The following is a 12,427-nucleotide window of genomic DNA, read 5'->3' on the forward strand; positions in this document are numbered from 1 at the left end:
AAACGTGCTGCGATGGGGGCATGCCCGACAACGACGCCGATCCCATCCTGCTGCGCTCGGTCGCCGAGCAGCTGGCCACCGAAGCGGCTGCCTTCGTACGGCAGCGCCGTGCTGAGGTTTTCGGCGGCCCCGGCTCGTCGAGCGACGATTCGGGGCTGCGGACCAAGAGCTCGCCCACCGACCCCGTCACCGTCGTCGACACCGAAACCGAGCGACTGATCCGCGACAGGCTGGCAGAGCTGCGGCCCGGTGAGCATGTGCTCGGCGAAGAGGAGGGCGGAACCCCCGCGCACGGGGACGACCTCACCTGGGTGCTCGATCCGATCGACGGCACGGTCAACTTCGTCTACGGACTGGAGGCCTACGCGGTGTCGGTGGCCGTGCAGCGCGGCGGCAGGTCGGTGGCCGGTGCGGTCGCGAATGTGCCCGCCGGTGCGGTGTACTCGGCTGCTCTCGGGCACGGGGCTTTTCTGCACAACGCCGACGGCACCGCACCACTGCACACCAGCGACGCCGACGATCTGTCAATGTCGTTGCTGGGTACGGGTTTTTCGTACGACCGCGAACAGCGGGCCCGGCAGGCCGCGGTGTTGACGCGGGTCCTTCCCGAAGTGCGCGACGTGCGCCGGATCGGGTCGTGCGCACTGGACCTGTGCATGGTGGCGGCGGGTCAACTGGACGCCTACTACGAGGACGGTGTTCACCTGTGGGACTGGGCGGCCGGAGCGCTGATCGCCGCCGAGGCCGGGGCCACGCTGCAGTTGCCGCAGGGGAGCGGGGCGACGGGCGGGCCGGGGTTCATCACAGCCGCCGCACCGGGCGTTGCGGCCGCCCTGGACGACGTACTGCGCGGCGCGGGCGCACCGTAGGAACCGGCTGCGCGATCGCGGCTCAGCAGGTTCCCGAGTGGATCTTCGACAGCAGCGACGAGTCGGACGCCTGCGTGGCGTCGGGACGCAGGCTCGCCAGCACGGCCTCGATGTCGTCGCTGCTGCTCAACTCCGTGAACTCGGTGCCGAGAGCCAGATCGACGCTGTCGTCGCCGCGCTCGTCCTGGAAAAGTTCGGTGCACGGCGCCACCAGCCACACCGCGGCGGCCGCGGCCCGTCCGGCTTCGCCGAACCGGATTTGGCCCTGGCAGTCCAGCCGCGCGGTCGCGTAGATCGGATCGTTCGCCGCGGTCGGTTCGGCGAAGCCGAGGTCCTTCAGCGCGCTGGCCACCTCGGCGGCCTGACCACCCTGACCGCTGGCGTTGAGGACCCTGATCTTTGTGTCGGCGAGGCGGGCTGGACTCACGTCGACCATGTCGGCGCGCGACACCTGCTCACCCAGCGTCGGAGCGGGGGCGTTGGGATCACTGGGCGCAGGCGGCGGATTGCACACCGCGGCCTCCGGCACGTCGGCGGGGCGGTTCAGGGCGATGACCCACACCATCAACGTCACCACCGAGAGGGCGACGAACAACAGGATGGCGGGCAGAAGGTTCCGCCGCCGGAAGGGGCGACCGTGTTCGTCGAACGCGGTTCCCTCTGTGATTTGCGCGACCACGCCTGCACTCTAAAGCCCCTGTTCTTGCGTTCCGCGCATGGTACGAGGCCTTCTGTGACATAAATCACAGTGCAACGGGTACTCATACGGGCACGAATCGTTTGGCGGATGCGTTCGACGCTGGTACAAAGCTCTGCTGCACAAGGTTTATTCGGAGGGGACACGATGGCTACCGATTACGACGCCCCACGGCGCACCGAGACCGATGACGTCTCGGAAGATTCGCTCGAAGAGTTGAAGGCGCGGCGTAACGAGGCCCAGTCGGCGGTCGTCGACGTCGACGAGTCGGAGTCCGCCGAGTCCTTCGAATTGCCCGGCGCCGACCTGTCCGGCGAAGAGCTGTCGGTACGCGTGGTCCCCAAGCAAGCCGACGAGTTCACCTGCTCGAGCTGCTTCCTTGTCCACCACCGCAGCCGTCTGGCCAGCGAGAAGAACGGCATGATGATCTGTTCGGACTGCGCTGCCTGACAGCGCTGCCGAGCGGTTCAGCTGTTCAGCGCCGCCAGCACCCTCTCCGGCTGACGGCAACTGACCAGCCAATACGGCGTCGGATCGTCCGGATCGTCGAGCACCACCAGAACCATCGGGCCCACCCATGCCCGATGAACGACGTAGGCGGCCGGATCCAGTTGGCGCCCCAGCGCCGCGGACTTCGCGCTGCGCGGCACCTTGGCCGACCGGGTGATCACGTTGGCGGGCAGATGCGCGGGACCAGCCCACAGCTCAGTGCCGCCGGGCCCGCTGACGACCCGCACCTCCGTACGGCCCAGCCATAACAAGACAACGGCGGCGACAGGCAACAGCACTGCGTACGGCAACCATTCGGGTATGCCGGGAATGCCCATGTTGATCTCGAGCGCGATGAGCGCCGCGAGACCCAGACCGGGCGGCCACCACCACCACGGCACCCAGAGCCGCTCGCGGTAGCGAACGGATTGCGTCGTGGCGCGCGTGTCGGACACGCGGCCAAGAGTAATCTCTGACGTCGTGCCCACTTCTCTGGCGGTCGTGCGCCTCGATCCTGATCTGCCGATGCCCAGCCGCGCCCATGACGGCGATGCGGGCGTCGACCTCTTCAGCGCGCTCGACGTCGAACTGGCGCCCGGTGAACGCGCGCTGGTTCCGACGGGTATCGCGGTGGCGATCCCGCACGGGATGGTCGGCCTGGTGCATCCCCGCTCGGGTTTGGCTGCCCGCGTGGGGCTTTCGATAGTCAACAGCCCGGGCACCATCGACGCCGGCTACCGCGGCGAGATCAAGGTTTCGCTGATAAACCTCGATCCGCAGGCACCGATCGTCGTGAACCGCGGGGACCGCATCGCTCAGTTGCTGGTCCAGCGGGTAGAACTGCCCGAGCTGGTCGAGGTCACATCTTTCGACGAGGCTGGTCTTGGTGAAAGCACCCGTGGCGAAGGTGGCCACGGTTCCTCCGGCGGACATGCGAGTTTGTGAAATGGCATTCGGTAAACGCAAAGACAACGAGATCGGTGACGTCGACGATGTCGCCGGGCAGGCGACGGGCGACGCGATCGACGACGAACTGGAAGGCCCGTTCGACATCGAAGACTTCGACGACGCCGAGACGGCCGCCGCTGGCCGGCTGGATCTGGGCTCGGTCCTGATCCCCTTGCCCGCGGGTGGTCAGGTACAGGTCGAGCTGACGCCGCAGGGCGTGCCGAGCGCGATATGGGTCGTCACTCCGCACGGCCGGTTCACCGTTGCCGCGTACGCCGCTCCTAAGAGCAGCGGCCTGTGGCGCGAGATCGCCGCAGAACTCGCCGACTCGCTGCGCAAGGACGGCGCCCAGGTGTCGATCAAGGACGGGCCGTGGGGTCGCGAGGTCGTCGGCGTGGCCGCCGCGCAGCAGGGCCAGGCAGCGCAGCAGGGGCAACCCGGTGTGGTGCGCTTCATCGGCGTCGACGGTTACCGGTGGATGATCCGCTGCGTCGTCAACGGCCCGCAGGAACACATCGACACACTGGCCGCCGAAGCGCGAGAAGCATTGGCCGACACCGTTGTTCGTCGCGGAGAGACTCCGCTGCCGGTGCGCACGCCGCTGGCGGTCGAGCTGCCGGAGCCGATGGCGAACCAGCTGCGCGAGGCCGCCGCGGCGCAGCAGGCCGCACAGCAGGCGCAACAAGACCAGCAGCCCGGTCAGCAGGCACCGGTCGCGCGCCGCAGCGAACAAGGATCGGCGATGCAGCAGTTGCGGACGATCACCGGCGGCTGATTCGCCGTATTGCCTTAAGGGGTTGCTTCCACGCACCAGGTGCGTGCTATCCACCGGTTAACGCGTGCCACGCCTGACCCCGCCGTCAGGCCTCCAGTAGGGCGGCCACGCACGCGGCTCCCAGCACCGCCGGATCGGCGCCGAATTCGTCGAGCGTGACGGTCCGCAGCGCCGCCTGCGGTGCCGCGGTCACCCATTCGGCGGCCACCTCGATCGGATGCACGGGATCGTCGCTGGCGGCCGCGACGCCCAGCGGGACGGCCAACCGCGCCAATTCGGCGCGGGTGGGTGCGACGTAATTCGCCGCCTCCTCCATCGCCTCCGGCAGGGCCGGCCATTGCCCGAGCCACGACCGGGTCAGCTCATCGCCCAGCCACCGCGGGCTCGACGCCCGCATCGCCGCGCTGGTGGCCGCGAGCCCGTCGCGGCGCAGCAGTTCGGCGGAGTGACGCGCGGCGGCCGCCGCGGGTGCGTGCTGCGGGGAGCCGCTCCACGCCGGAAGTGCCGCGAGCACCGCAACCGTCCGGCCCGGATGCGCCAGCGCCCACGCCGTGGCGACCGCCGCGCCGATCGACACGCCGCCGACGGCGATGGGTCCGCTGCGCGCGGCGTCGTCGAGTGCGTCCCGGTAACCGGCGACGAGCCGGTGCGGCTGAGGCGCCGGTGTGACGAGCGTCGCACCCTGGGCGTGCAAAGCGGCGGAAAACGCCCGGTAGACGAAGTCGTCGTCGGATCCGGTGCCCGGTAGCAGCACCGTCGTGACGCCGCGCAGAGAGACCGTCATGACCTGATCGTGCCTTGGTCGAAATGCGCCCGGCGTGGCGAGGTGACCCCACGTGGCATCTCGTAACTCACAGGGTTAACGTGGCGATTACTTGGGTAGGTCCAAGGTGCATCTGCGGATAGGTCAGGAGAGGCCATGGCAACGGCCGAAGGGTATCTGCGCCGGCTCACGCGACGGTTGACAGACGACCCCGAGCAACTCGACGTCGAAGAGCTCAGCGACGAAGCCGCCTCGACCGGCGCCCAGAGAGCGATCGACTGCGAACGCGGTCAGGAAGTGACGATGATCGGCACCCTGCGCAGCGTCGAATGCAACGGCAAGGCATGCGCCGGTGGCGTGAAGGCCGAGCTGTTTGACGGCACCGATTCGGTGATGCTGGTCTGGCTCGGTCAGCGCCGCATCCCGGGTATCGAGTCGGGCCGCACCCTCAAGGTGCACGGCCGCGTCGGCAAGCTCGACAACGGCGCCAAGGCCATCTACAACCCGCACTACGAGATCCAGAAGTGAGCGACCCCGGAACCGAACCGGGACAGCCGAAAACCCAGCAGTCGACGAAGGCCAACGCCGTCCTCGACCAGATGGGCGGGGTCAGCGGTCTGATCTACTCGACGTTGCCGGTCGTGGCGTTCGTTCCGATCTCCCAGACCGTCGGGCTCATCCCCGCGATCGTCGCCGCGCTCGGCGTGGCCGGCATCATCCTCGCGTGGCGGCTGGCGCGACGCGAGTCCGCCCAGCCCGCGATCTCCGGCTTCTTCGGTGTCGGCATCTGCGCGTTGATCGCCTACGTGATGGGGGAGTCGAAAGGCTACTTCCTGCTTGGTATTTGGACATCGCTGTTCTGGGCGGCGGTGTTCACCGTGTCGGTGGTGGTCCGCAGGCCCGTCGTCGGTTATGTCTGGGGCTGGGTCAACGGACACGGCCGGGACTGGCGCGGGGTACGCAGGGCGGTGACGGCGTTCGACGTCGCGACGCTGTTCTGGGCGGCGGTGTTCGCCTCCCGCTTCATCGTTCAGCGGCATCTCTACGACGCCGATCAGACCGGGTGGCTGGGTGTCGCGCGAATCTCGATGGGCTGGCCGTTGACGGCGGTCGCGGCGGTGGTGACCTATCTGGCGATCCGGACCGCGCAGAAAGCCATCAACGCGCGCGAGTCCTCCGACGACGTCGGCGCCCCGACCGGCGGCTGAAGTCAGCGCAGCTGCGGGTGCAGCAGCAGGTCCTGCAACTGGTCTTCGGCCTCGGCGACGGCCACGAACAGCAATTCGTCGCCACCCTCGAGCGGTTCGTCCGACTCGGGCACGATCACGCGCGGGCCGCGCAGGATCGCCACCAGCGTGCAGTCGCGGGGCAGTTCGAGGCGCTTGACCGGCTTGCCGCCCCACGGAGTGTCGTCGGGCAGCGTGATTTCGACGAGGTTGGCCTGCCCCTTGCGGAACTCCATCAGCCGCACCAGGTCGCCGACCGCCACCGCTTCCTCCACGAGGGAGGCCAGCATGCGCGGCGTGGACACGGCCACGTCGACGCCCCAGCTCTCGTCGAACAACCACTCGTTGCGCGGGTCGTTGACGCGGGCGACCACCCGCGGCACGGCGAACTCGGTCTTGGCCAGGAGGCTGACCACGACGTTGACCTTATCGTCGCCGGTGGCCGCGATCACCACGTCGAACTGCTCGAGCTGGACGGATTCGAGCAGGGTCAGCTCGCAGGCGTCGCCCAGCCGCCACTGCGCCGAAGGTATGGCGTCGACGTCGATGTGGTCGGGATTGCGTTCCAGCAGCGTGACTTCGTGGGTGTCGACCAGCTCACGGGCGATGGACCGGCCGACGGCGCCGGCCCCGGCGATGGCGACCTTCATCCCTCGAGATCCTCGCTCGGTGGCAGGGCCGCGATGGCCAGAGCCTCGGCGATATGGCCGGCGATCGCGGCCATGAACACCTGGTCGCTGGCCTGGATGACGGTCTTCGCATCGGGCAGCAATCCGGCGCCGAACCGGATCAGGAACGCCACCCGGCCGCCGGTGGCCGTCTCGAGGTCGGTGATGCGGCGGCCCACCCACGCCTCGTGCAGCGCCAGTTCGGTGACACCGACATTGCCGGTGGGGTCGCGCCACTTGGTGGTTTCGGTCTCGCGGGTCAGCACATTGAGTAGACGGTCGGTCGTCCAGGGCACGGTGGCCACCGTCGGGATGCCCAGCCGTTCGTAGACCGCGGCACGCTTGGCGTCGTAGATCCGGGCGACCACACGCTCGACACCGAAGGTCTCGCGGGCGACACGCGCGGAGATGATGTTCGAATTGTCACCCGAGGACACGGCGGCGAACGCGCCGGCCTCTTCGATGCCCGCCCGCAGCAACACGTCGCGGTCGAAGCCCATGCCGAGCACCCGCTCCCCGTTGAACTCGGGTGAGAGCCGGTGAAATGCCGTGCCCTCGCGGTCGATGACCGCGACGTCGTGGCCGATCCGGGAGAGGCTGTCCGAGAGCAACGCGCCTACCCGGCCGCAGCCCATCACCACTACACGCACTCCACGGTCCTTTCTGTCGAACCCGTGCAGTCGAACGCTACAGCTTTCCGACGGGCAATTGCTGCTGGGCTTAGTCTTGGCACTCGTGTCCAAGCTATCCAGGTTCGCGCGGCGGGTGGTTCTCGGCAGGCCGTTTCGCAGCGACAGGATTTCGCACACTCTGCTGCCGAAGCGGATAGCCCTTCCCGTCTTCGCTTCCGATGCCCTGTCGTCGGTGGCCTACGCGCCCGAAGAGATCTTTCTGGTGCTGTCGGTCGCCGGCCTGGCCGCCTACTCGATGACGCCGTGGATCGGCCTGGCGGTGGCCGGGGTCATGGTGATCGTCATCGCCAGCTACCGGCAGAACGTGCATGCCTATCCGTCCGGGGGCGGAGATTACGAGGTGGTCACCACCAACCTCGGGCCGACGGCCGGCCTGACCGTGGCGAGCGCGCTATTGGTCGATTACGTGCTCACGGTCGCGGTGTCGATGTCTTCGGCGATGTCGAACATCGGCTCGGCCGTGCCGTTCGTCAACCAGCACAAGGTGCTGTTCGCGGTGGTCGCGATTCTGCTGATGGCGGCGATCAACCTGCGCGGCATCAGAGAGTCCGGAACCGCTTTCGCGATCCCGACGTACGCATTCATGGTCGGGATGTTCATCATGCTCGGCTGGGGCTTCTTCCAAATCTATGTGCTCGACGAACCGTTGCAGGCCGAATCAGCGGGTTTCGAGATGCATTCCGAACACGGGGAGATTCTCGGCTTCGCGCTGGTTTTCCTTGTGGCACGGGCATTCTCGTCTGGCAGTGCGGCGCTGACGGGTGTGGAGGCGGTCAGCAACGGGGTGCCGGCGTTCCGCAAGCCGAAGTCGCGCAACGCCGCGACCACCCTGGCGCTACTCGGTCTGTTCGCGGTGACCCTGTTCATGGGCATCATCATGTTGGCCAAGGCAACCGGCGTGAAGATCGCGGAGCGACCGCACGAACAACTCGTCGGGGCTCCGGCGGACTACCACCAGAAGACGCTGATCGCGCAGTTGGCCGACGCGGTCTTCCACGACTTCAGCGTCGGGCTCTTCCTGATCGCCGGTGTCACGGCGCTGATTCTGTTGCTGGCCGCCAACACGGCGTTCAACGGGTTTCCCGTACTCGGCGACATCCTGGCGCAGGACCGGTACCTGCCGCGCCAACTGCACACGCGCGGAGACAGGCTCGCGTTCTCCAACGGAATCCTGTTCCTGGCGTTCGCCGCGATCGCGTTCGTCGTGGCATTCCGCGCCGAGGTCACCGCGCTGATCCAGCTCTACATCGTCGGTGTCTTCGTGGCATTCACACTGAGCCAGATCGGCATGGTGCGGCACTGGACGCGGCTGCTACGCACCGAAACCGAGCCGATGTTCCGGCGCAAGATGATGCGTTCTCGCGTGATCAACGCGATCGGTTGCGCCTGCACCGCCACTGTGCTGGTGATCGTGGTGGTGACGAAATTCCTTGCTGGAGCCTGGATTGCGATCCTGGCGATGGGGCTTCTCTTCGGGATCATGAAACTGATCCACCGGCACTACGACACGGTGGCACGCGAACTCGAGGAGCAGGCCGCCGCGGCGAGTGACATGGTGCTGCCCAGCCGCAACCACGCCATCGTGTTGGTGTCCAAACTGCATCTGCCCACGATGCGCGCGCTGGCCTATGCCAGGGCCATTCGCCCGGACACGCTGGAAGCCATCACGGTCAGCGTCGACGAAGGCGAGACGCGTGCCCTGATGGACAAGTGGGAGGACAGCGATATCAGCGTTCCGCTGAAGGTCATCGCCTCGCCGTACCGTGAGGTCACCCGGCCGGTCCTCGAGTACGTCAAGCGGATCAGCAGGGAGTCGCCGCGCACCGTCGTCACGGTGTTCATCCCTGAGTACGTCGTGGGTCACTGGTGGGAACAGTTGCTGCACAACCAGAGTGCGTTGCGGCTCAAGGGCCGCCTGCTGTTCGAACCGAACGTGATGGTGACGTCGGTGCCGTGGCAATTGAGTTCCTCGGAGCGGCTCAAGACGCTTCAGCCACAGTCGGCGCCCGGCGACGCACGCAGGGGATTCCTGGAGTGACCGGTGTCGCGGCTGTGCCGTCGGAACTGACTGTGACCGCTGGGCCGCCCGCCAACGGCGGCAGCTGTGTGGCGCGCGACGACGGCCGCGTCGTGTTCGTCCGCTACGCGCTGCCCGGGGAGCGGGTCAGGGTCCGGGTCGTCGCCGATCGTGGGAAGTATCTGCACGCCGACACCGTCGAGGTCATCGAACCGTCGGCAGACCGCGTCGAATCGATCTGCCCGATCGCGGGTGCGGACGGCGCCGGCTGCTGCGATATGGCGTTCGCCGAGCCCGCGGCGGTCCGCAGACTCAAGGGCGCCGTCGTCGCCAACCAGTTGATGCGGTTGGGCGGGTATCACTGGCGCGACGAAGCCGACGCCGCCGCCGACCCGGTCGGGGACGTGGGCGCAACCGGGTGGCGGACGCGGGTTCGGTTGGACACCACCGCCGCAGGGGAACCCGGATTCCACCGGTTCCACAGCCCCGAGCTGATCACCGACTTGAACTGCGCGCAGCTGCCCGAAGGAATGGTCGACGGGCTGGCCGAGCGGGCCTGGCCGCCGGGCGCGCACCTGCACGTCGCGATCGACGACGAGGGCACGCGCCACGTCGTGCAGTCCGGACCCAAGTCGGGGCCCAAGGGCAGGGCCGCCACGCAGGTGATCGAGGGTGACTACGAAGCCGTCCAGCGGGTCGCGGGCCGGACGTGGCGGGTGCCCGTGACCGCCTTCTGGCAGTCGCATCGGGACGCGGCGCGGCTATACAGCGAGTTGGTGGCCGGCTGGGCGCAGCTGAGCCCCGGGATGACGGCGTGGGATTTGTACGGCGGGGCAGGAGTATTCGCGGCCGTGCTCGCCGAAGCGGTCGGGGAGACAGGCAAGGTCGTCACGGTGGACACCTCGCGGGGAGCATCGCGGGCGGCGCGCGCCGCGCTGGGCGACATGAGATGGGTGTCGGTGGTCACCGACTCGGTACGCCGAGCGGTTGCCGCCCAGCGGACGCGGGCCGATGTCGCGGTGCTCGATCCGCCGCGGACGGGAGCCGGTCGCGAGGTGATCGACCTGCTGGCGGCCGCCGGGGTACCACGCGTCATCCATATCGGTTGTGAGGCGGCGTCGTTCGCGCGCGATGTTGGTCTCTACCGCGGACACGGATACACGGTCGAGGAGTTGCGTGTCTTCGACTCGTTCCCGCTCACGCACCACGTCGAGTGCGTGGCGGTGTTGAGCCGCTAAACGGGTATCCGGCGGGGGATGCAGACGTTTTTGCCCTGCCCGGGTTTCGACGACACCGCCAGCGTCCTCGACACGAAGCGGCTCGGCAAGCAGCGGGTCGAGACCATCCAAGTGGTTCGCGCGCTGACCGTGCCGGGCTATGGCTGGCGTCATCACCCCGCAGCGGCGATGTGGGCCGGCTACGAGGAAGCCCTGGTCCGCTACGGGCTCGACATCTGCGCCGCATGGTGCCGGCTGGGCCACGCCGACACGTGTGCGACCACCATGGTCTCCGACCTGACCCGCACGACCGGCATCGCCACCCCGCGTACCCAGGACGATTTGGCGGCCGCGGGGGAGGTGCCACCGTGGCTGGGCGATCCGGCGTTTCACCGCAGCCATCAGTCGGTCCTCGTCCGCAAGGACCCGTTGCACTACCGCCAGTTCTTTCCAGACGTGCCCGACGACCTCGACTATGTCTGGCCCGCCTCCGACCGGCCGCGCCGCATCGCGATCTGACGTCAGCCGAAATACCGGGCAAGCCGACGCTGTCGGTGTCCGAACAGCGCCCCGACAGCAGCCGCGATGGCGGGTGTCAGCACTCGCAGCGGGGTCCGCAGTTCGAAGGTGAGCCGGTCGCGCACCACGGTTCGCCCTTCGCCCACCGGTTCGAGCGTGCGTGGCGCTCCACGTGTTTTCGTGGGCGCTTTCGTGCTGATCAGAGCTGATTTTTGTTGCGGTGCAGGGTTGTCGGTGCTGCGGGAGTGAAATGCGGGACGCGCACGTGGTGTGGCTCTAGTTTCGGGGTTACCACACCAACCGATCCCGGAGGCACCACGTGCGCGTCAGTACTGCATTTAACCGTCTGCTGCAGATCCCCGGGGCGTGGGTGACCGATGTCGTCATTGACGACCGCGACGTCGAAGTCACGCTGCGGCCGCGGGCCCGGCTGCTGACCTGCCCGTGCGGGATGTTGGCCACCGCGGTCTATGACCGGCGACGGCGCCGCTGGCGACACCTCGACCTGGGCCGATGTCGGCTATGGCTGGTTTATGAGATCCGCAGGCTGGACTGCCCGGAGTGCGGGATCCGTACCGAGGTGCTGCCCTGGGCGCGCCCGGGTGCCCGGCATACCCGCGACTTCGAGGACACCGTGCTGTGGCTGGCTCAACGCACCGACCGCACTTCAGTGGCCACCCTGATGCGCTGCGCCTGGGAAACGGTGACCGCGATCATCAACCGCGGGGTGGCTGAACTGCTCGACGCCCGCCGGCTCGACACCCTCTATCGGATCGGGGTTGACGAAGTGTGCTACCGCCACCCGCACCGCTATCTGACCATCGTCGGTGATCACGACACCGGCACCGTCATCGACATTCAGCCCGGCCGCAGCGAGGCATCGCTGGCGAATTTCTATCAATCCCAACCGGATTCGATCACTTCATCCATCGAGGTGGTCAGCATGGACGTCTCCAAGGCCTACACCGGCGCCACCCGCACCCATGCCCCGCAGGCCACCATCTGTTATGACCCGTTCCACATCATGCAATGGGTCAACCGCGCACTAGACCGGGTCTATGCCCAAGCAGCCACCGGACCCGGCCGGGCTTCGATGAGCACCCCAGACTGGAAGGCCACTCGCTGGGCATTGCGCACCGGAGAAAACAAACTCACCGAGCAAGAACGCGCCCTGGTCAACCAGATCGCGCGAACCAACCGACACATCGGCCGGGCCTGGACACTCAAAGAACAACTGCGCGACGTCTACCGCATCAACCACCCACCCGGCGGCGCTCGCCAGCGCTTGCGCCGGTGGATCACTGCTGCCAAACGCAGCCGCATCAACGGCTTCGTTCATCTGGCTAAGCGGCTCGAGGTCTACTTCGAAGAAGTCATCGCCGCGATCGAACTGGGCATCTCCAACGCCCTCATCGAAGGCATCAACGCCAAAATCCGACTCATCAACGCTCGCGGCTACGGCCACCACTCCGCCCAAACACTGAGCTCAATGATCTACCTCTGCCTCGGCGGATTACACCCTCAGCTACCCACGAGAACGTGAGGAG

At 67.5% G+C, this 12,427-nt stretch carries 16 protein-coding genes; 10 read left to right on the forward strand and 6 right to left on the reverse strand.

Annotated elements, in window-relative coordinates; all coding sequences use genetic code 11:
- The first annotated feature begins 20 nt into the window (after positions 1-20).
- The gene (locus AU192_RS08210) at positions 21-869 is read left to right on the forward strand and encodes an inositol monophosphatase family protein (protein ID WP_064395301.1); all 849 of its coding nucleotides are present in this window, start codon (positions 21-23) and stop codon (positions 867-869) included.
- Positions 870-891: 22 nt separating this feature from the next.
- Here AU192_RS08210 and cei read toward each other — a convergent pair whose 3' ends face one another.
- A complete protein-coding gene (gene cei / locus AU192_RS08215; RefSeq protein ID WP_064395302.1) occupies positions 892-1,548 on the reverse strand; it encodes an envelope integrity protein Cei in 657 nt (218 codons plus the stop codon).
- A gap of 165 nt (positions 1,549-1,713) precedes the next feature.
- On the opposite strand from cei, the gene AU192_RS08220 reads away from it, so the two are divergent.
- Positions 1,714-2,016 carry a DUF4193 domain-containing protein gene (locus tag AU192_RS08220; protein ID WP_064350907.1) on the forward strand — a complete coding sequence of 101 codons (303 nt, stop codon included), beginning with the start codon at positions 1,714-1,716 and terminating at the stop codon, positions 2,014-2,016.
- 17 nt (positions 2,017-2,033) lie between these two features.
- On the opposite strand, the gene AU192_RS08225 is transcribed toward AU192_RS08220, so the two are convergent.
- Entirely contained in the window at positions 2,034-2,510 is a 477-nt protein-coding gene (locus tag AU192_RS08225; protein ID WP_064395303.1) for a DUF3093 domain-containing protein, read from the reverse strand.
- A 25-nt stretch (positions 2,511-2,535) separates the two neighbouring features.
- Here AU192_RS08225 and dut point away from each other — a divergent pair, with 25 nt between their 5' ends.
- Both dut and AU192_RS08235 read left to right on the forward strand, forming a co-directional pair.
- Complete coding sequence (gene dut / locus AU192_RS08230) at positions 2,536-3,000, forward strand: dUTP diphosphatase (protein ID WP_064395304.1); 465 nt, start codon at positions 2,536-2,538, stop codon at positions 2,998-3,000.
- A gap of 1 nt (position 3,001) precedes the next feature.
- The gene (locus tag AU192_RS08235; RefSeq protein WP_064395305.1) at positions 3,002-3,778 is read left to right on the forward strand and encodes a DUF3710 domain-containing protein; all 777 of its coding nucleotides are present in this window, start codon (positions 3,002-3,004) and stop codon (positions 3,776-3,778) included.
- A gap of 85 nt (positions 3,779-3,863) precedes the next feature.
- On the opposite strand, the gene AU192_RS08240 is transcribed toward AU192_RS08235, so the two are convergent.
- Positions 3,864-4,562, reverse strand: a complete 699-nt coding sequence (locus AU192_RS08240) for a serine aminopeptidase domain-containing protein (protein WP_064395306.1) — start codon at positions 4,560-4,562, stop codon at positions 3,864-3,866.
- 135 nt (positions 4,563-4,697) lie between these two features.
- Here AU192_RS08240 and AU192_RS08245 point away from each other — a divergent pair, with 135 nt between their 5' ends.
- Together AU192_RS08245 and AU192_RS08250 are read left to right on the forward strand one after the other, a co-directional pair.
- The gene (locus AU192_RS08245) at positions 4,698-5,069 is read left to right on the forward strand and encodes an OB-fold nucleic acid binding domain-containing protein (protein WP_064395307.1); all 372 of its coding nucleotides are present in this window, start codon (positions 4,698-4,700) and stop codon (positions 5,067-5,069) included.
- Positions 5,066-5,749 (forward strand): DUF3159 domain-containing protein, encoded by a 684-nt coding sequence (locus AU192_RS08250; RefSeq protein WP_064395308.1) that lies wholly within the window; start codon positions 5,066-5,068, stop codon positions 5,747-5,749. The genes AU192_RS08245 and AU192_RS08250 overlap by 4 nt, the downstream gene beginning before the upstream one ends.
- A gap of 2 nt (positions 5,750-5,751) precedes the next feature.
- On the opposite strand, the gene AU192_RS08255 is transcribed toward AU192_RS08250, so the two are convergent.
- Together AU192_RS08255 and AU192_RS08260 are read right to left on the reverse strand one after the other, a co-directional pair.
- Entirely contained in the window at positions 5,752-6,417 is a 666-nt protein-coding gene (locus AU192_RS08255; RefSeq protein WP_064395309.1) for a potassium channel family protein, read from the reverse strand.
- Positions 6,414-7,085: a potassium channel family protein gene (locus AU192_RS08260; protein ID WP_082694947.1), complete on the reverse strand. Its 672-nt coding sequence runs from the start codon at positions 7,083-7,085 to the stop codon at positions 6,414-6,416. Before AU192_RS08260 ends, AU192_RS08255 begins: the two co-directional genes overlap by 4 nt.
- Positions 7,086-7,170: 85 nt before the next feature.
- Between AU192_RS08260 and AU192_RS08265 the strand changes: the two genes are divergently transcribed.
- From AU192_RS08265 to AU192_RS08275, 3 genes are read left to right on the forward strand one after another with little or no spacing between them, the layout of a single operon-like run.
- Positions 7,171-9,165, forward strand: a complete 1,995-nt coding sequence (locus AU192_RS08265) for an APC family permease (protein ID WP_064395310.1) — start codon at positions 7,171-7,173, stop codon at positions 9,163-9,165.
- Between the two features lie 26 nt (positions 9,166-9,191).
- Positions 9,192-10,382, forward strand: a complete 1,191-nt coding sequence (locus tag AU192_RS08270; protein ID WP_242656923.1) for a class I SAM-dependent RNA methyltransferase — start codon at positions 9,192-9,194, stop codon at positions 10,380-10,382.
- An 18-nt stretch (positions 10,383-10,400) separates the two neighbouring features.
- Positions 10,401-10,880 carry an MSMEG_6728 family protein gene (locus AU192_RS08275; RefSeq protein WP_064395312.1) on the forward strand — a complete coding sequence of 160 codons (480 nt, stop codon included), beginning with the start codon at positions 10,401-10,403 and terminating at the stop codon, positions 10,878-10,880.
- A 2-nt stretch (positions 10,881-10,882) separates the two neighbouring features.
- Here the strand turns inward: AU192_RS08275 and AU192_RS25660 are convergent, their stop codons facing one another.
- Positions 10,883-11,026: a hypothetical protein gene (locus tag AU192_RS25660; protein WP_165593281.1), complete on the reverse strand. Its 144-nt coding sequence runs from the start codon at positions 11,024-11,026 to the stop codon at positions 10,883-10,885.
- Positions 11,027-11,199: 173 nt separating this feature from the next.
- Here AU192_RS25660 and AU192_RS08280 point away from each other — a divergent pair, with 173 nt between their 5' ends.
- The gene (locus tag AU192_RS08280; protein WP_120275504.1) at positions 11,200-12,423 is read left to right on the forward strand and encodes an ISL3 family transposase; all 1,224 of its coding nucleotides are present in this window, start codon (positions 11,200-11,202) and stop codon (positions 12,421-12,423) included.
- Positions 12,424-12,427: the final 4 nt, after the last annotated feature.

Source organism: Mycobacterium lehmannii (assembly GCF_001499925.1).
Taxonomy (GTDB): domain Bacteria; phylum Actinomycetota; class Actinomycetes; order Mycobacteriales; family Mycobacteriaceae; genus Mycobacterium; species Mycobacterium lehmannii.